This window comes from Streptomyces sp. NPDC048288 (assembly GCF_043201555.1).
In the GTDB taxonomy this organism is placed as follows: domain Bacteria; phylum Actinomycetota; class Actinomycetes; order Streptomycetales; family Streptomycetaceae; genus Streptomyces.
This window is the reverse complement of the sequence record NZ_JBICZD010000003.1, coordinates 418,157-436,295: the sequence shown is the minus strand read 5'-3', so window position 1 is coordinate 436,295 and position 18,139 is coordinate 418,157. Positions and strand designations below refer to the sequence as shown.

The following is an 18,139-nucleotide window of genomic DNA, read 5'->3' as shown; positions in this document are numbered from 1 at the left end:
CGCGCGGGCTGGAGGGGGTGGAGCGCCGGGAGTTGGGGGGCGGGGCCGAGGTGCCGGAGGTGGCGGATCGGCCCGGGGCGGACTGGCGTCGTGAGGCTCCGCGTGGGTTGGAGGGGGTGAAGCGCCGGGAGTTCGAGAGTGGGGCGGAGGCGTCGGAGGTGGCGGACCGACCCGACACGGCCCGGCGTCGGGAGGTCCCGCGCGGGCTGGAGGGGGTGGAGCGTCGGGGGTTCGGGGGCGGGGCGGAGGTGCCGGAGGTGGCGGACGGGCCCGGGGCGGACTGGCGTCGGGAGGTCCCGCGTGGGCTGGAGGGGGCGGGGCGCCGGGAGTTCGGGAGTGGGGCGGAGGTGTCGGAGGGGTGGCCGGGTGTCCCTGAGTGGCCGGGACCGCCGGAGCGGTCGGAGATTTCCGGTGGCGGTCAGGAGGGGTACGGTGCCGGGCGGGAGCCTGGTGTGGAGAGTGGGCGGCCGGTGTGGTCGCCGACGCCGACCGAGCCCGCCGCGCTGCCGCCGCTGCCGGCCGGGTTCGCGGAGCAGCCGCGCGGTTACACCCCGCCGCCCTGGTCGTCGGCCCCCACCTCGCCGGGCCACCGGCTTGCGCCGACGCCTCCGCCGGCCGGGACCGTCCCGGGCCGCCGCCGGACCAGTGGTCGTACGGCCGCCGCCGTACTCGCCTTCGTGGTGGTCGCCGTGGGCGCCGGGGCGGGGGTCTGGTATCTGGGCGGGGACCACGGCAGCAAGGGCAGCGGCGCCGGGGCCGTCCCGTCCGTGAGTGTCAGTGCGAACTCCTCCGCCTCGACCGCCTCGACGGCGAGTTCGTCCCCCTCGTCTCCCGAGGCGACGCCGACGCCCACCTCCTCCGCTGCCTCCGTCCCCTCCGGGTACCGCGTCGCGCACGACCCCGTCGGCTACACCCTCGACGTCCCCCAGGGCTGGACCCGGCGGCAGAAGCAGGGCGAGAAGGCGCCGGTGGTGTACTACGACTCCCCGTCAGACGGGCGGCAGTTGCAGATCTTCGCGCTCTCGGAGGCCACCCCCGCCGAGTCCCTCGACCTCGCCGAGAACGACCCGGGGTACGGGTACGCGAAGCAGCCCGGCTACCGAGCCGAGGACCGCGCCTCGGGCGACACCTGGGCCGAGCTGTCGTATCGCTACGACGACACGGACCGGGGCGCCCGCCAGGTCATCGATCATCGCTTCAGGGCCGCCGACGGCACGCTGTACGCGATCCGGTCCAGCGGCCCCGAGAGCCTCGCGGCCGGTCTGGTGCGGGGGCCGTCGACCATCGCGGTCGAGTCCTTCTGCCCGACGGACGCGGCTTGCTCCTGAGCGTCATTCCATCCCCTTCTTCCCCGGTGTCCAGAACGGCTTGGTGAGCACCGCCCGGCGGTCCCACCCCGCCTCCTGGACCAGTACCTTCCGTACCGCCTGCACATCCCGGGCCTCCCCGGCGACATACGCGATCCCGCCGGGTTCGGGGGCGAGCCGTCGTACCGCCTCCGGCAGTGAGGTCTCGCCGCGGAGCACCCAGTCGAGGCGCTCCGCGTGGGCGAGGGGGAGGCGGTCCGCGGCCGTCGCCGTCTCCACGCAGCCGGAGACCGCGGCCTCCTCGGGCAGGGCCGCCAGCATCGCGCCGAAGGCGGCCGAGGCCGTCTCGTCGCCGACGAAGACATGGTGGGCGGCCTCGGGGCGGAGCGTGAAGCCGCCCTCCGGCCTGCGCAGCCGGACCTGCTCGCCCGGCCCGACGGTACGGCCCCACCGGGCGCCCGGCCCGTCCTCGGAGTGGTCCAGCACGCACAACTCGACGACACCGGACGGGTCGTAGTGCCAGACGGAGTAGGTGCGGAGGGTCAGCCCGGTCACCAGGACCCGGACCTGCTGGCCCGGCCGGACGTCGAGGCCGGCGAGCTGGTCGCCGTCGACGCGCAGGCGGCGCATCCGGGCGGTGATCTGTTCGGCCTCGGTGACCGTGCCGCGCAGGGTCAGCAGATCGAGGACGGGGGTCAGCAGTGCGGGCATGGGGGCTCCTCGACGGGCCGTACGGTGGAGGGAGTTGCTCAGTCGCCGGTAGAACGCGATAGTACGCGTTTCTTGCCGGACGCGATAGTGCGCGTTCGGGTGTCACGGCCGTATCCGGCCACCACGAGCGCCGTCGCCGCGAGCACCAGCAGCGCGACCGTGCGCAGCGCCGGGCCCATGCCGGAGGCGAGGCCGGTGTGGGCGGACAGGATCGTGCCGGTGACCGCGACCCCGAGGGCCGCGCCGGTCTCCCGGGCGGTGGTGCCGAGACCGGAGCCGAGGCCCGCCCGGTGCGGCGGCAGCGAGGTGACCACGCCCAGGGTCAGGGCCGGCATGGACAGGCCGGTGCCGGCCGAGATGACCAGCAGCCAGCAGGCGTACGCCCAGTACGGCGTGGCCGCGTCGACGGTGGACGCCCCGAGCAGACCGAGACCGATCAACGCGAGCCCGCCGCCGACGACCCGGCGCGGGTGCCCCGACCAGCGGGCGGCGAGCCTCGGCACCAGGGCCATCCCGATGGTCAGCGGCATGATCGCGACCCCGGTGACGGCCGCGTCGTAGCCCTTGACGCCTTGCAGGTACTGCGAGTTGACGAAGAAGAGGGAGAACAGGCCGAAGAAGCCGGCCGCCGTGCCGAGGGACGCCGAGCGCAGCCGGGCGGAACCGAAGACCCGCGGGTCGAACAGGGGGCGCGGCGAGCGCAGGGCGTGGCCGGTGAAGAGGGCGATCAGCGCGCTGCCCGCCGCGAAGGAGCCCAGGATGGCGGCCGACGTCCAGCCGTGCGTCGGGCCCTCGATGATGCCGAAGAGCACCGCCACCAGACCCGCCGTCAGGAGCAGGGTGCCGAGCGGGTCGAGCGCGCTGTGCGCGGAGCGTTCGGTGCGCGGGGTGACGACGGCGACCGCCAGCGCGAGCAGCGCCGCGAGCGGGACCATCGCCGCGAACAGGGCCCGCCAGGACAGGAACTGGCCGACCAGGCCGCCGCCGATGTTGCCCGCCGCGCCGCCCAGGCCGAGCGCCAGGGTCCAGGAGGCCAGGGCCCGGGCGCGCCGCTCGGGGGCGGAGAGGTGGATCAGGATCGACATGGTGGCCGGGGTGATCAGCGCGGCCCCGGCGCCGGACACGCCCCGGCCCGCGATCAGGACGGCCGGGTCCCGCGCGAGCGCGCTGGTGGCCGCGCCCGCCGCGAACAGGGCGAGGCCCGCGAGCAGCGCGCCCTTGCGGCCGTACCGGTCGCCGAGCGCGCCGGACGGGATGAGCAGACCGGCGAAGGCGATGACGTAGGCGTCGACGGTCCACAGGATCTCGCTGTGCGAGGGGTGCAGGGCGGACGAAGCCAGTTGGGGTATCAGGAGGTTGATGGCGGCGACCATGCTCTGCGCGACCAGCACACAGGCGCACAGGACGAGCAGGGTCAGGCGGTTCAGGGCGTGCGAGGGCACGGCTCCTCCCGGGAGCTGGTGGGTGGTCGGGGATGCCCTGTCACCGTAGGCTCGGCCCCGACCTGCTTTCCAGTGCAACCTTTGCAAGGGATACCTGCGCATGACGCAATCCACCGGGCCCGCCGGCAGCCTCGACCTGAACCTGCTGGTCGCGCTGGACGTGCTGCTGGAGGAGCAGAGCGTGCAGCGGGCCGCCCGGCGGCTGCATCTGTCCGAACCGGCCATGAGCCGCACCCTCGGCCGGATCCGCCGGGCGCTCGGCGATCCGGTGCTGGTGCGGGCCGGACGCGCGATGGTGCCGACCCCGCACGCGCTCGCCGTGCGCGCCGAGGTGAGCGCGGTCGTGGAGCGGGCGCGGGCGTTGTTCGCACCCGGCCGGGACACCGATCTGCGGACCGTCTCCCGGACGTTCACGATCATCGGCCACGACGCGATCGCCGCCCCGCTGGGCGCCCCGCTGTTCGCGCGGGCCGCCGAGGAGGCGCCCGGCATCCGCGTCCGCTTCCTCGCCGAGAGCCACGTCGACGCGCCGTTCCTGCGGCAGGGCACCGCCGACCTGGAGATCGGGGTGATCGACACCTCCTTGCCCGAGGTACGGGTGGAGCACCTCAAGGAGGACCTCATGCGCGGGGTCGTACGGGCCGGACACCCGCTCCTGGACGGTGCGTTGACGCCCGAGCGGTTCGCGACCGCGGGCGGTCACCTGACCGTCTCGCGGCGCGGCAAGCTGCGCGGCCCGGTGGACGACGCCCTGGCCGGACTCGGCCTGGAACGCCGGGTGGTGGGCAGCGTCGGCACCTTCCCCGCCTCCCTCTTCGTGCTCCGCGACTCCGACCTGATCGGCCTGATCAGCTCCTGGAGCGTGCCGCTGGCCACCGCGCTCGGCCTGGTCACCTTCGAGGTGCCGCTCGACCTCCCGCCGCTCCCCCTCGGCCTGGCCTGGCACCCGCGCCACGACGCCGACCCGGCGCACGCCTGGCTGCGGCGCCGCGTCCGGGAGCTGCTGCTGGGCGAGGGCGTTGTCAGTGGCGGGCCGTAGCCTTCGGGGCATGACAGACGACACCCGATCCGCCGTGTGGTGGGAACCGCCCGTCGCCGGGAGCGAACTCGACACCCTGATCGGCTCCCTGGAGCGGCAGCGGCGCACCTTCGCCTGGAAGAGCGGGGGCCTGGACGCGGCGGCGCTCGGCCGGCGGCTGGCCCCCTCCGCCCTCACCCTCGGCGGGCTGCTGAAGCACCTCGCCCTGGTGGAGGACCAGTACTTCACCGTGCGGCTGACCGGAGAGCGACTCCCCGCGCCGTGGGACGCGGTGGACTGGGACGCCGAGCCGGACTGGGAGTGGAAGTCGGCCGCCGCCGACGGAGCCGAGGAGCTGTACGGGCTGTGGGAGGCGGCGGTGGCCCGGTCCCGCGCGCACATACGCGCCGCGGCCGCCGAGGGGGACGCCGGACTCCTGATCGCCTACACGTCCCGCAGCGGTGCGCGGCCCAGCCTGCGCCGGCTGCTGACCGACATGATCGAGGAGTACGCCCGGCACGTCGGGCAGGCCGACCTGATCCGGGAGTCGATCGACGGGCGCGTGGGGGAGGACCCGCCGGCCGACTTCTGACCAGCGGCGGCTTCGGTGAATTCCGTATCGCCGGTCACGGCCGTCCCCCTATGCTGATGGTTTGTCAACTCGACGTCCAACAACGCACTTCACACGCATCGGGAAACTGATCTCCGGCATGCCGGTAGCCCGGCTGCGGGCCCGGCTCGTGTCCATGGCGGCCGAACTCGGCATCCCCGTCATCGCCGTCGACCCCGCCTACACCAGCCGCTGGGGCGCCCAGCACTGGCAAAAACCTCTCACGACCAGCACCAGGAAGACCACCCGCCACGACGCGGCCGCCGTGGCGATCGGAAGACGCGCCCTGGGACACCCGATCCGGCTGGGGGTACCTCCCAGGCCCTTCAGGCACTGGGGGAGGACGGCACCGCCCCCACACGACCAGAGCGATCGTGCGGGGCATCGGACCGTCCAGGCCCGACCAGGCACCCCAGGGCGTGAGGGACACCGCCCCCGCATCCCCGGACCACGGACACGATCCGTGCCGCCCGGACGCGCAGCGAACGCGGTCGACCAGAACGCCCAACACCGTCCGGGGCGTTCGGCTGAGCACGAGTCCTGGCAACAGGACTCACTCCCACTCAGTCTCTAGGAACGGTTCACCGTCCTTCCGTCGATGTACCGGATGATCGACGCCGTCCTGGTCTGCTGGTGGGGCCGGGTGTTCTTCACGGCCGCCCTGGTCCTCGCGTTCGGCGGCGGCTCGGACGACACCTCGTCCTACGACCCGTACAGCTCCTCCTACGGCTCCGGCTACTCCGGCTCGACCGGTGTCGGCGGTCTGCTGGCCCCGGACCTCGGCGACGTCGGCGGCCTGGCGAAGCCCGGGCAGGCCTGGTTCGCGCTCGCCGTGCTGGCCGGCATCGCCCTGTGCGCGCACGCCCAGCGCACCCAGTTCAGACAGGCGCTGGCCGCCGAACTCTCCCCGCAGCGCTTCCCGGACGCGGCGAACGACCCGCCGAGAAGGTCGACAACCCGCGCTTCCAGCGGCTCAAGCAGCGTATCCGGATCGAACAGCACGCCCCGCTGATCATGTACAACGAGGCGGATCCTTTCTGCGGGGCCGGGGCCGCGTACAGCACCCGGGTGCTCGCCGTCGAGTTCAAGCGCGACGAGCTGGCCCAGGTCACGACCGCGGTGGACTGGTTCTGCCCGCCGGACACGCAGTGTGACGACGACCCCGCCGTCGACTGAGTGCGGTCACATCGTCATTCCTTTAGTTTCAGTATTCACGGAATGTAACCGCCCGCATATTCACAATTTCCTCAATTGTGCCCCGCCGGGTATTCAATAGCTTCTCGTGTGGGTGACCCGAATTCCCCCGAACGCCCCAAATCCTGACCCGTGTGGCCGTCGTTAGGTGACCGTGACGCGATTGGACTGGCACCCGACGGAAGATCACCCGACGACCGTGCTCCGCTGGTCCGGAAGTATGGATATCACCTCATGCTCGGACCTGCTCGATGATTTCCTGAAGAGAATCAACGTGATGGAAAATGAATATCGGCGGACGCTGGCGGATCTGTACAGGGCGTTCTGAGGCGGGCTGCGGAGGTTTTACCGATGGACGGGATTCAGCATGACACCGGTCTCTACGACCCCACTGGTCTCTACGACCACACCGGTCGGTACGACCACGGCGGCCTCTACGAGCACCCGGGTCTCTACGACCACGCCTGGGGAGCCCCCGAGCCGGATGTCACGCCGAGTGACTGGGATCCGGTCGAGGAACTGGCCCAGATACTGTCCGCACCGACCGGAGTGACCGCGGCCACCACCCTGCTGGACGTGCCGGCCCGGCGCAGGAGCAACCGCCGCCGGGTCCGCCACGACTCCCATCTGCTCGACGGCGGCCGGCGCGTCACGCACATCACGCTGCTGATCGCCGCGGTCTCGCTGTGCGCGGTGTCCATGCTCGGCTGGTCCGTCTGCTACTCGTACGGTCAGCTGCGCGGGATCGCCTCCTCGATCCTGCCCCCGGGGCTGGCGCAGTACTGGCCGCTGACGGTGTACGGGCCGTGGTTCGTGGCGGCGCTCTCCGTCGTGCGGGCCACCGCCCAGCGCCGGAGCGCGCGGCGGTCCTGGTGTGTGGTGCTGGCCGCCTCCGTGATGGCGGTGGTGCTGTGCGTCAGCCACTCCGCGCATGCGCTGATCTCGTTAGTGATCTTCGGGATTCCGCCGGTCACCGCCCTGGTGTGCTTCTGGGAGCTCGTCGGCCAGATCTCGGCCAAGAGCCGCCCCCGGCACGCCACGCAGACCGAGCCCTCGAGCGCCCCGACGCCGTGACGACCTTCCTGACTACTTTTGTCCTGCTTTGACCGACTGTTCAGTGATGCAGCGCACTTTCGGCCATCGATTGCGCATGCAATCCGCGACCGAGGGCAGGCGGTGACGGTCCCCGAGTGTGACCTCAAGGTCACACAGGGGCACCGAACAGGAACGGAAGGCAATACCGATCATGGCGGACAGAGCGGAACGAGCGACCATCCATGCCGGAGGAGAGTGGCTGGCAGCCGCCTCCGGCGCGACGCGCGAGATCATCGACCCCGCGGACGGCCTGCCCTTCGCCGTGGTCGCCGAGGGCGACGAGAAGGACGCCGAGACGGCGGTGGCCGCCGCCCGGCGCGCCTTCGACACCGGTGACTGGCCCCGCACCCCCGTCGCCGAGCGCGCCGCCCTGCTCCGCCGGCTGGCCGACCTGCTCGTACGCGACCGCGAAGCGCTGGGGCTCCTGGAGAGCCGGGACGCGGGCAAGACCGCCGAGGAGGGCCGCGTCGACATCGACTGCGTCGCCGACGCCTTCCGCTACTTCGCCGACCTGGTGGCGGCGGAGGGCGCGGGCCGCGTGGTGGACGCGGGCTCGGCCGACGTCCACAGCGTCGTCGTACAGGAGCCGGTCGGTGTGTGCGCGCTCATCACGCCCTGGAACTACCCGCTGCTCCAGGCGAGCTGGAAGATCGCTCCGGCGCTCGCGGCCGGCAACACCTTCGTGGTCAAGCCGAGCGAGATCACCCCGCTGACGACGATCGCGCTGATCGAGCTGCTGGCGGAGGCCGGACTGCCCGCCGGGGTGGCGAACCTCGTCACCGGCCCCGGGCACACCGTGGGCGCCCGGCTCGCCGAACACCCCGACGTCGACCTGGTCTCCTTCACCGGCGGCCTGGTCAGCGGTGTCAAGGTCGCCCAGGCCGCCGCGCCCACCGTCAAGAAGGTCGCCCTCGAACTCGGCGGCAAGAACCCCAACGTCGTCTTCGCCGACGCCTGCGCCACCCCCGAGGGCTTCGACACCGCCGTCGACCAGGCCCTCAACGCCGCGTTCATCCACAGCGGCCAGGTCTGCTCGGCCGGTGCCCGGCTGATCGTCGAGGAGCCGCTGCGGGAGCGGTTCGTGGCCGAACTGGCCCGCCGGGCGGCGCGGATCCGCCTCGGCCGGGGCACGGCGGACGGCGTAGAGTGCGGCCCGCTGGTCTCCGAGCAGCAGCGCGCGAAGGTCGAGGCGTACGTCGCGTCGGCGCTGGCCGAGGGCGCGGTGCTGCGCTCCGGCGGCAGGCGCCCGGACCCCTCCGCCGACCGGCCCGCCACCGGCTACTTCTACGAGCCGACCGTCCTCGACCAGTGCCACCGGGAGATGAGGGTCGTCCGCGAGGAGGTCTTCGGGCCGGTCCTCACCGTCGAGACCTTCCGCACCGAGGACGAGGCGGTCGCCCTCGCCAACGACACCGAGTACGGCCTCGCGGGCGCGGTCTGGAGCGCCGACGCGGGACGCGCCCGCCGGGTGGCCGGCCGGCTGCGGCACGGCACGGTCTGGATCAACGACTTCCACCCCTACCTCCCGCAGGCGGAGTGGGGCGGCTTCGGGAAGAGCGGGACCGGCCGCGAGCTGGGTCCCGCCGGGCTCGCCGAGTACCGCGAGACCAAGCACGTCTACCAGAACCTCGCGCCGAGTCCGGTGCGCTGGTTCGCCGGCTGACCGACCGAGCCCACACCGATCGCCGTACCCGGCAAGCCTTACGCCTTTTGGAGCACCCCCCATGTCCCACCACACCTACGACTACGTCGTCATAGGCGGCGGAACCGCCGGTTCCGTCATCGCCTCCCGGCTCACCGAGAACCCCGATGTCACGGTCGCCGTCATCGAGGGCGGCCCCAGCGACGTCGACCGCGACGACGTCCTCACCCTGCGCCGCTGGATGGGCCTGCTCGGCGGCGAGCTGGACTACGACTACCCGACCACCGAGCAGCCCCGCGGCAACTCCCACATCCGGCACAGCCGCGCCCGGGTGCTGGGCGGCTGCTCCTCGCACAACACCCTCATCTCCTTCAAGCCGCTCCCGTCCGACTGGGACGAGTGGGAGGAGGCGGGGGCCAAGGGCTGGGGCGCGGTCCCGATGGAGGCGTACTACGCCCGTCTCCTCAACCACATCGTCCCGGTCGACGAGCAGGACCGGAACGCCATCGCCCGTGACTTCGTCGACGCGGCGCAGCAGGCGCTGGGCGTCCCGCGCGTGGAGGGCTTCAACCGCAAGCCGTTCACCGAGGGCACCGGCTTCTTCGACCTCGCCTACCACCCCGAGAACAACAAGCGCTCCAGCGCCTCGGTGGCCTACCTCCACCCCGTGATGGACGAACGCCCGAACCTGACGATCCTGCTGGAGACCTGGGCGTACCGGCTGGAGCTGGACGGCACCCGCGCCGAGGGCGTGCGCGTGCGCACCAAGGACGGCGAGGACCTGCTGATACGGGCCCGGAACGAGGTCGTCCTGTGCGCCGGCGCCGTCGACTCCCCGCGCCTGCTGCTGCACTCCGGCATCGGCCGCCGGGAGGACCTCGAAGCGCTCGGCATCCCGGTCGTCCACGACCTCCCGGGCGTCGGCGAGAACCTCCTCGACCACCCCGAGTCGGTGATCGTCTGGGAGACCCACGGCCCGATCCCCGAGAACTCCGCGATGGACTCCGACGCCGGACTGTTCGTCCGCCGCGACCCCGAACACGCGGGCCCGGACCTGATGTTCCACTTCTACCAGGTGCCGTTCACCGACAACCCCGAGCGGCTGGGCTACGAACGCCCCGCGCACGGCGTCTCGATGACCCCGAACATCCCCAAGCCCCGCAGCCGCGGCCGCCTCCACCTCACCAGCGCCGACCCGGCCGTCAAGCCCGCGCTGGACTTCCGCTACTTCACCGACGAGGACGACTACGACGGCCGCACCCTCGTCGACGGCATCCGGATCGCCCGCGAGGTCGCGAGGACCGAGCCGCTGGCCGGCTGGCTGAAGCGCGAGGTGTGCCCCGGCCCCGAGGTCCAGGGCGACGCCGAGCTGAGCGAGTACGCCCGCAAGGTCGCGCACACCGTGTACCACCCGGCCGGCACCTGCCGGATGGGGCCGTCCGACGACCGACTGGCCGTCGTCGACCCCGAGTTGCGGATCCGGGGCCTGGACGGCATCCGGATCGCCGACGCGTCCGTCTTCCCGACCATGCCGGCCGTGAACCCGATGATCGGGGTGCTGATGGTCGGTGAGCGGGCCGTGGACCTGATGAAGGGCGGTGCGTGATGAGTACGACCCCTGCCCCGGTGTTCTCCGTCGACGGCCTGTGGAAGGTGTTCGGCCCCAAGGCCGACCGCGTCCCCGCGGACCCCGAGCTGACCGCGCTCCCGCCCGCCGACCTGCGCGCCCGCACCGGCTGCACGGCCGCCGTCCGCGACGTCTCCTTCGACGTGCGCAAGGGCGAGGTCTTCGTGGTGATGGGCCTGTCGGGGTCCGGGAAGTCGACGCTGGTGCGCTGCCTCACCCGGCTCATCGAACCGACGGCCGGCACGATCGCCATCGACGGCGAGGACGTCCGGGCGATGGACAAGGGCCGGCTGCGTGAGCTGCGCCGGCACCGGGCCGCGATGGTCTTCCAGCACTTCGGGCTCCTTCCGCACCGGTCCGTGCTCGACAACGTGGCCTACGGCCTGGAGATCCAGGGCGTCCGGAAGTCCGAGCGGCGCGAGCGGGCCGCCCAGGTCGTCGCCAAGGTCGGCCTGGACGGCATGGAGCAGCGCCGCCCCGCGCAGCTGTCCGGCGGTCAGCGCCAACGCGTGGGCCTGGCACGGGCGTTGGCCGTCGACCCCGAGGTCCTGCTGTTCGACGAGCCGTTCAGCGCGCTCGATCCGCTGATCCGGCGGGACATGCAGGAGGAGGTCGTCCGCCTGCACCGGGAGGAGGGCCGCACGATGGTCTTCATCACCCACGACCTGTCGGAGGCGCTCAGGCTCGGCGACCGCATCGCGCTCATGCGCGACGGCCGGGTGGTCCAGCTGGGCACCCCGGAGGAGATCGTGGGCTCGCCCGCCGACGACTACGTCCGCGAGTTCGTGCGGGACGTGCCGCGCGAGCAGGTGATGACGGTCCGCCGTGCCATGCGGGCGGCGGAGCCGGGCGAGGCCGAGGCGGGCCCGGTGGTCAGCCCATCCGCGACGGTCGCCGAGGCGATCGACGCGGTCGCGGTGGCCGGTGCCCCGGCACGGGTCGTGGAGGGGGACCGGTGCGTCGGTGTCGTGGACGCCGACGCGTTGCTCGGCGTCGTGGCGAAGACAGATGCGGGTGGTCGTTCGGCCGCGGGCAGTCGTGGGCCGGTCGCGCAGTTCCCCGCGCCCCTGACGGGGCGCTCCACAGCCGTCGGCAGTAAGGCGGTACCCCGCCAGCGCGGGCGAGTGACACCCCCTGCCCCCGGTACGGATCCGGAGGGCGTCTGATGGCGACGATCACTCTTCCCGTGCCGCGAGCCGTGCGTACGGTGCATCCCGCCGTACGCAAGCTGCTCGTCCTCGCCGTGGTCGCGGCCCTGCTCGTCCCGCTCGCCGACTCCCGCTGGGCGTCCGCCGCGTGGCCGCACAGTCTCACCGTCGATCTGTCCAAGCCGCTGACCTCGGCCAGTGACTGGGTCATCGACAACCGTGACACGCACCCCCTGTTCCTCTACTTCTTCGGGTACATCAGCAACGCCGTGGTGCTGACCGTGCGCGGTGTCTACCTCGCGCTCCTCGCGGCCGGCTGGCCCGGGGTCACGGTGCTCGCCGCCGCGGTCGCGCACCGGGTGGCCGGGGTGAGGCTGGCCGCCGGTACGGGTGTCGCGTTTCTGGCGTGTGGGGTGCTCGGCATGTGGGTGCCGACGATGCAGACGCTCGCGCTGATGGTGGTGGCCGTCGCCGCGTCCGTCGTGGTCGGGTTCGGGCTCGGGCTGGGGGCCGGGCTCTCGGACCGGCTGCACCGCGCGCTGCGCCCGGTGCTGGACACGATGCAGGTGCTGCCCGCCTTCGCGTACCTCCTGCCCGTCGTCCTGGTCTTCGGCATCGGGGTGCCCGCGGCCGTGCTCGCCACCGTCGTCTACGCCGCTCCGCCGATGGCCCGGCTCACCGCCCTCGGCCTGCGCGGAGCCGACCCCGAGGTCCTGGAGGCCGTGGAGTCGCTGGGCGCCACCGGCAGGCAGCGGCTGCTGACCGCCCGGGTCCCGCTGGCCCGCAAGGAGCTGCTCCTCGGCCTCAACCAGACGATCATGATGGCGTTGTCGATGGCGGTCATCGCCTCCGTCATCGGCGCCGGCGGCCTCGGTGACCGCGTCTACCAGGCCCTCGCGTCGGTCGACGTCGGCGCGGCCCTCGCCGCCGGTATCCCGATCGTGCTCCTCGCGGTCGTACTGGACCGGATCACGGCGGCCGCGGGCGAGCGCACCGACGCCCGGCCCCGGCCCCGCGCCTGGGCGTACGCCCTCGGTGCCACCGTGGCCGTAGCCCTCGCCGCCCGTCTTCTCGGCCGCCTGGACTGGCCCACCGCCTGGACCCTGAACTTCACCGAACCGGTCAACCGTGCCGTCGACTGGATGACCGCCCATCTGTACTCGGGCGTCCCGGTCGTCGGCGGCACCGCCGACTGGGCGGGGCACTTCACCACCTGGGTCCTCGACCCCGTCCGCGACGGGCTGCAGTGGCTGCCCTGGTGGGCGGTGCTGCTGATCGTCGCCGCCCTGGCCTGGCCGATCGGCACCTGGCGCACCGCGCTCACCGCCGTCCTCGCGATGGCCGCGATCGGGGTGCTGGGGGTGTGGGAGCCGTCGCTGGACACGCTCTCGCAGGTGCTCGCGGCCGTCGCCGTGACGCTCGTCCTCGGCTTCGGCATCGGGGTCGCGGCCGCCCGCAGCGATCGGGTGGAGCGCGCGCTCCGTCCTGTGCTGGACGTCTTCCAGACCATGCCGCAGTTCGTGTACCTGATCCCGGTCGTCGCGCTGTTCGGTGTCGGCCGCGCGCCCGCCGTGGCCGCCGCCGTGGTCTACGCGCTGCCCGCCGTCGTACGGATCACCGCGCAGGGGCTGCGCCAGGTGGACCCGGCCGCCCTGGAGTCCGCGCGGTCGCTCGGCGCGACCGGCCGGCAGCAGCTGTGGCAGGTGCAACTCCCGCTCGCCCGGCCCGCGTTGCTGCTCGCCGTGAACCAGGGTGTGGTGCTCGTCCTCGCCGTCGTCATCATCGGCGGTCTGGTCGGCGGCGGGGCGCTCGGCTACGACGTCGCCTTCGGGCTCGCGCAGGGCGACCTGGCGACCGGGCTGGTGGCCGGTGCCGCCATCGTCTGCCTGGGGCTGATGCTCGACCGGGTCACCCAGCCCACGGAGCGCCGTACGGAGAAGGGAGCGTGACCATGCGTCGTACGACACTTGTCGCGGCCGCCTCCGTGCTGGTGCTCGCCACCGGGTGCGGTGCCGCCGACATGACCAGGCAGGCCTCGCCGTTCGCCAACGCGCAGGGCGCGAAGACCCTGACGCTGTCCGTGCAGTCCTGGGTGGGCGCGCAGTCCAATGTGGCCGTCGCCCAGTACCTCCTTGAGCACAAGCTCGGCTATCGCGTCGACACCGTGCAGGTCGACGAGGTCCCGGCCTGGGACGCGCTCAGCCAGGGGCGGGTCGACGCGATCCTGGAGGACTGGGGGCACCCGGACCAGGAGAAGCGGTACGTCCGGGACAAGAAGACCATCAGCGGTGCCGGGGAGCTCGGGGTCACCGGGCACATCGGGTGGTTCGTGCCGACCTATCTGGTCAAGCAGCATCCCGACATCACCGACTGGAGGAACCTGAACAAGTACGCCTCGCTGTTCCGCACCGCGGAGAGCGGCGGCAAGGGGCAGCTCCTTGACGGCTCGCCGTCGTACGTCACCAACGACAAGGCGCTGGTGAGCAATCTGAAGCTGGACTACCAGGTCGTCTTCGCCGGGTCCGAGGCCGCCCAGATCACCCAGATCAAGCAGTTCGCCAAGGAGAAGAAGCCCTTCCTGACCTACTGGTACGCACCCCAGTGGCTGTTCAGGAAGGTGCCGATGACCGAGGTGCGACTGCCGGCGTACAAGGACGGGTGCGACGCCGACGCGGCGAAGGTCGCCTGCGCCTATCCGCACACCCCGCTGCGGAAGTACCTCAACGCGGACTTCGCGCGGACCGGCGGCAAGGCGGCGGCCTTCCTGAAGAAGTTCAGGTGGACGACCGAGGACCAGGACCAGGTCTCCCTGATGATCGCCGACCAGAAGCTGAGCCCCGAGGAGGCCGCGAAGAAGTGGGTGGACAGCCATCCCTCCGTGTGGAAGGAGTGGCTGTCCTAGGCCGGTACCTCGTGGACCGCCCGCAGCGCCCGCCGCAGCAGCCCCGGTCCGAACGTGACGCGCGTGGCCCCGAGTTCGCCCAGTTCGGCGGGCGAGGGGCCGACGCCGTCCAGACGGGCGTACATGTTCAGCGGGCCCTGGATACCGGAGCGCAGGAGGGGCAGCAGGGCGGCCGGCGCCTCGATCGGGTACACGCAGTCGGCGCCGGCCGCGACGTACAGCGCGGCCCGCTCGATGACCCGGTCGGGGTCGGTGCCCCCGAGGACGAAGGTGTCCACGCGGGCGTTGAGGAAGAGTTCGCCGCCGGCCGCCGAGCGGAACTCGGCCAGCCAGTCGGCGTGCCGGCGCGGGTCCTTGAGGGCGCCCCCGCTGGAGTCCTCCAGATTGCAGCCGACCGCGCCCGCCTCCAGCAGGCGCTCGGCCAGCTCCTTCGGCGCGAGGCCGTAGCCGTCCTCCACGTCCGCCGACACCGGCACGTCCACCGCGCGGGCGATCCGCGTGACCGCCGCGAACATCTCCTCGGCCGGGGTGTGCCCGTCCGCGTACCCGAGCGAGGCCGCGACCCCCGCGCTGGGTGTCGCCAGCGCCGGGAACCCGGCCGCCGCCAGGGCCCGGGCGCTCGCCGCGTCCCAGGGGCCCGGCAGGATCAGCGGGTCACCCGGCGGGCGCCCGTGGTGCAGCGCCCGGAAGGCCTCGGCCTTGCTCACCCGTGCTGCCCCGGGGTGTAGTGCCCGGGGACCATCCGGGTGGTCACGGCGAACCGGTTCCAGGAGTTGATCACGATGATCGAGGCGATCAGCTGGGTCAGCTGCGCCTCGTCGAAGTGCTTGGCGGCCCGCTCGTAGACCTCGTCCGGCACGAAGCCGTCGGTCAGCACGGTGATGGCCTCGGTCAGCTCGATCGCGGCGAGCTCCTGCGCGGTGTAGAAGTGCTTCGACTCCTCCCACGCGCTGAGCTGGACGATCCGCTCGACGCTCTCGCCCGCCGCGAGCGCGTCCTTGGTGTGCATGTCGAGGCAGTACGCGCAGTGGTTGAGCTGCGAGGCACGGATCTTCACCAGTTCGAACAGCTTGGCGTCCAGGCCCTTACGGGCGGCTCCGTCCAGCCGGACCATCGCCTTGTACACCTCGGGGGCGTGCTGCGCCCAGGCGAGGCGGGGGGTGTGCTCCGGGACGTACTCGGCGTTTTCCTGATTGCTCATGATGTCGACTCTAGGCGTCGGGCAGCCCAGGAGTATGGTCCATTTCCATGGCAGAATCATGGGCCACTTTGGGTGTCGACCTCCATCTTGAACCGGCCGGTCCAGGGCTGCGCAGGGGTCTGACCGACGCCCTGCGCGAGGCCGTCCGCAGCGGCCGGCTGGTCCCCGGCACCCGGCTGCCCTCGTCCCGTTCCCTCGCCGCCGACCTGGGCATCGCCCGCAACACCGTCGCCGACGCCTTCGCCGACCTGGTCGCCGAGGGCTGGCTCACCGCCCGGCAGGGCTCCGGCACCAGGGTGGCGACCGGGGTACCGGCCCTGCCGCCGGGACCGCGCCCCACGGCCCCCGCCGCCGGTACGACCGACCATCACCCCGCCTACGACCTGCGGGCCGGGTTCCCCGACGTCTCCTCCTTCCCGCGCACCGAGTGGCTCAAGGCGGCCCGCCGCGCCCTCACCGCCGCCCCTCACGACGCCTTCGGCTACGGCGACCCCCGCGGCCGCGTCGAACTGCGCACCGCGCTCGCCGCCTACCTCGCCCGCGCCCGGGGGGTGCGCGCCGACCCCGAACGCATCGTGATCTGCGCCGGGTTCTCGCACGGCCTGAGCCTGCTCGGCCGGATGCTGCGGGCGCGCGGGGCGGACACGGTCGCCGTGGAGTCGTACGGCCTCGACGAGCACTGGCAGCTGCTGGCGGCGGCCGGATTCCGCATGCGCGCCCTGCCCCTGGACGAACTCGGCACGGACACCGGCAAGTTGACCCCGGGACCGGCCGCGGTGCTGCTCACTCCCTCCCACCAGTTCCCGATGGGGGTGGCGCTGCACCACGACCGGCGGGCGGCCGTCGTGGACTGGGCGCGGCGCACCGGCGGCCTGGTCCTGGAGGACGACTACGACGGCGAGTTCCGCTACGACCGCCGGCCCGTCGGCGCCCTCCAGGGCCTCGCCCCCGACGAGGTGGTCTACCTCGGCACGGCCAGCAAGTCCCTCGCCCCCGGGCTGCGGCTGGGCTGGATGGTGCTGCCGCCGGCCGTCGCCGAGGAGGTGACGGCGGTCAAGGGCGGGGTGGACACCTGCGGGGCGCCGGACCAGCTGACGCTCGCCGAGTTCATCGCCTCCGGCGCCTACGACCGTCATGTCCGCGCCTCCCGCTCCCGTTACCGGCGGCGCCGGGACGGGCTGGTCGCGGCCCTCGCCGCGCGCGCCCCGGCGATCCGGGTCACCGGCATCGCGGCCGGCCTGCACGTCGTCCTGCGGTTGCCGCCCGGCAGCCAGGAGCGGGTGGTCCGGGCCGCCGCCGAACGCGGCCTCGCCATCGAGGGCCTCACCCCCCGCCACCGCCACCCCGACGCCACCGGCCAGGCGCCGGACGCCCTCGTCCTCGGCTACGGCACCCCCGCCGACCACGCCTGGTCGGGAGCGCTGGACATCCTGTGCACGGTCCTCTCGGACCCGGCCGTGACCGGCGCCCGATGAATTCCCCGGCAATGGTCCCCCGAATGGAATTCCGGAGGCTAGAGTCTCCCTCATGAGCAATGGCGATCAGATATCCCGCGTGGCCCTCAAGAAAATCACCCCGGACGTCTCCTCGGCGATGGGTTCGCTGCATGCCGCCGCCGTCACCGCGGCCCAGGACGCGAAGGTCGAACCGGAAATCCTGGAACTGGTCAGAATTCGCGCCTCCCAGCTGAACGGCTGCGCGTTCTGCCTCGACATGCATACCAAGGACGCCCGTGCGCAGGGCGAGACCGAGCAGCGGATCTACGCGCTGAACGCCTGGCGGGAGACCCCCTTCTTCACCGAACGGGAGCGCGCCGCGCTGGCGTTGACCGAGGCCGTGACCTTCGTCGCCGACGGCCGGGTCCCGGACGCGGTGTATGCCGAGGCCGCCGGGGTCTTCGACGAGGCGCAGGTCGCGGCCCTCGTCTGGGCGGCCACCGTCATCAACGCCTACAACCGGATCGCGATCGCCACCCGGATGGTGCCGGGGGCTTATCAGCCCAAGCGAGCCGAATAAAAAACAGCCCTTTATCCGGCCCGGTGAATTATCGCCGGGCCGGTTTTTCGTGTGTTTCGGCTGAGGGTGAGTGGGGGCTGGTCGCGCCCACGCGGCGGAGCCGCATATCGATACAGCCCCGCGCCCCTGAAGGGGCGCTGTTCAGCCGCTTGTTTCCAGCTGCTCCGGCACCTCCTCGTCCAGCCAGGTCCGCCATTCCCCGGCGTGCGCCGCGCGCGGCGCACGC

At 72.6% G+C, this 18,139-nt stretch carries 17 protein-coding genes and 1 pseudogene; 14 read left to right on the top strand and 4 right to left on the bottom strand.

Annotated elements, in window-relative coordinates; all coding sequences use genetic code 11:
• Window positions 1-452 precede the first annotated feature (452 nt).
• The gene (locus ACGFZS_RS13270; protein ID WP_393795171.1) at window positions 453-1,328 is read left to right on the top strand and encodes a hypothetical protein; all 876 of its coding nucleotides are present in this window, start codon (window positions 453-455) and stop codon (window positions 1,326-1,328) included.
• Between the two features lie 3 nt (window positions 1,329-1,331).
• Here the strand turns inward: ACGFZS_RS13270 and ACGFZS_RS13265 are convergent, their stop codons facing one another.
• Both ACGFZS_RS13265 and ACGFZS_RS13260 read right to left on the bottom strand, forming a co-directional pair.
• A complete protein-coding gene (locus tag ACGFZS_RS13265; protein WP_393795170.1) occupies window positions 1,332-2,018 on the bottom strand; it encodes a siderophore-interacting protein in 687 nt (228 codons plus the stop codon).
• A gap of 38 nt (window positions 2,019-2,056) precedes the next feature.
• The gene (locus tag ACGFZS_RS13260; protein ID WP_393795169.1) at window positions 2,057-3,460 is read right to left on the bottom strand and encodes an MFS transporter; all 1,404 of its coding nucleotides are present in this window, start codon (window positions 3,458-3,460) and stop codon (window positions 2,057-2,059) included.
• Between the two features lie 100 nt (window positions 3,461-3,560).
• On the opposite strand from ACGFZS_RS13260, the gene ACGFZS_RS13255 reads away from it, so the two are divergent.
• From ACGFZS_RS13255 to ACGFZS_RS13205, 11 genes and pseudogenes are all read left to right on the top strand, one after another.
• Window positions 3,561-4,499, top strand: a complete 939-nt coding sequence (locus ACGFZS_RS13255) for a LysR substrate-binding domain-containing protein (protein ID WP_393795168.1) — start codon at window positions 3,561-3,563, stop codon at window positions 4,497-4,499.
• Window positions 4,500-4,509: 10 nt separating this feature from the next.
• Complete coding sequence (locus tag ACGFZS_RS13250; protein ID WP_393795167.1) at window positions 4,510-5,070, top strand: DinB family protein; 561 nt, start codon at window positions 4,510-4,512, stop codon at window positions 5,068-5,070.
• Window positions 5,071-5,170: 100 nt separating this feature from the next.
• Window positions 5,171-5,662, top strand: a pseudogene (locus tag ACGFZS_RS13245) (hypothetical protein); the annotation flags it as partial.
• Window positions 5,663-5,695: 33 nt separating this feature from the next.
• Window positions 5,696-6,100 (top strand): hypothetical protein, encoded by a 405-nt coding sequence (locus ACGFZS_RS13240; RefSeq protein WP_393795166.1) that lies wholly within the window; start codon window positions 5,696-5,698, stop codon window positions 6,098-6,100.
• Window positions 6,101-6,102: 2 nt separating this feature from the next.
• The gene (locus tag ACGFZS_RS13235; protein ID WP_393795165.1) at window positions 6,103-6,264 is read left to right on the top strand and encodes a hypothetical protein; all 162 of its coding nucleotides are present in this window, start codon (window positions 6,103-6,105) and stop codon (window positions 6,262-6,264) included.
• 369 nt (window positions 6,265-6,633) lie between these two features.
• A complete protein-coding gene (locus ACGFZS_RS13230) occupies window positions 6,634-7,356 on the top strand; it encodes a DUF2637 domain-containing protein (protein ID WP_393795164.1) in 723 nt (240 codons plus the stop codon).
• 172 nt (window positions 7,357-7,528) lie between these two features.
• Entirely contained in the window at window positions 7,529-9,040 is a 1,512-nt protein-coding gene (locus ACGFZS_RS13225; protein ID WP_393795163.1) for an aldehyde dehydrogenase family protein, read from the top strand.
• 61 nt (window positions 9,041-9,101) lie between these two features.
• Window positions 9,102-10,625: a GMC family oxidoreductase gene (locus tag ACGFZS_RS13220; RefSeq protein ID WP_393795162.1), complete on the top strand. Its 1,524-nt coding sequence runs from the start codon at window positions 9,102-9,104 to the stop codon at window positions 10,623-10,625.
• A complete protein-coding gene (locus ACGFZS_RS13215) occupies window positions 10,625-11,812 on the top strand; it encodes a glycine betaine/L-proline ABC transporter ATP-binding protein (protein ID WP_393795161.1) in 1,188 nt (395 codons plus the stop codon). The genes ACGFZS_RS13220 and ACGFZS_RS13215 overlap by 1 nt, the downstream gene beginning before the upstream one ends.
• Window positions 11,812-13,743, top strand: a complete 1,932-nt coding sequence (locus ACGFZS_RS13210) for an ABC transporter permease (protein ID WP_393795160.1) — start codon at window positions 11,812-11,814, stop codon at window positions 13,741-13,743. Before ACGFZS_RS13215 ends, ACGFZS_RS13210 begins: the two co-directional genes overlap by 1 nt.
• Before the next feature lie 2 nt (window positions 13,744-13,745).
• Window positions 13,746-14,696, top strand: coding sequence for an ABC transporter substrate-binding protein (locus tag ACGFZS_RS13205; protein WP_393795159.1), 951 nt, complete (start codon window positions 13,746-13,748; stop codon window positions 14,694-14,696).
• Here the strand turns inward: ACGFZS_RS13205 and ACGFZS_RS13200 are convergent.
• Window positions 14,693-15,403: an isocitrate lyase/phosphoenolpyruvate mutase family protein gene (locus tag ACGFZS_RS13200; protein ID WP_393795158.1), complete on the bottom strand. Its 711-nt coding sequence runs from the start codon at window positions 15,401-15,403 to the stop codon at window positions 14,693-14,695. The two genes, ACGFZS_RS13205 and ACGFZS_RS13200, sit on opposite strands and share 4 nt — an antisense overlap.
• Window positions 15,400-15,897, bottom strand: coding sequence for a carboxymuconolactone decarboxylase family protein (locus ACGFZS_RS13195; protein ID WP_365694360.1), 498 nt, complete (start codon window positions 15,895-15,897; stop codon window positions 15,400-15,402). Before ACGFZS_RS13195 ends, ACGFZS_RS13200 begins: the two co-directional genes overlap by 4 nt.
• 47 nt (window positions 15,898-15,944) lie before the next feature.
• On the opposite strand from ACGFZS_RS13195, the gene ACGFZS_RS13190 reads away from it, so the two are divergent.
• A complete protein-coding gene (locus ACGFZS_RS13190; RefSeq protein ID WP_393795157.1) occupies window positions 15,945-17,372 on the top strand; it encodes a PLP-dependent aminotransferase family protein in 1,428 nt (475 codons plus the stop codon).
• A gap of 52 nt (window positions 17,373-17,424) precedes the next feature.
• Window positions 17,425-17,913: a carboxymuconolactone decarboxylase family protein gene (locus ACGFZS_RS13185; RefSeq protein ID WP_365694363.1), complete on the top strand. Its 489-nt coding sequence runs from the start codon at window positions 17,425-17,427 to the stop codon at window positions 17,911-17,913.
• Window positions 17,914-18,139 lie beyond the last annotated feature (226 nt).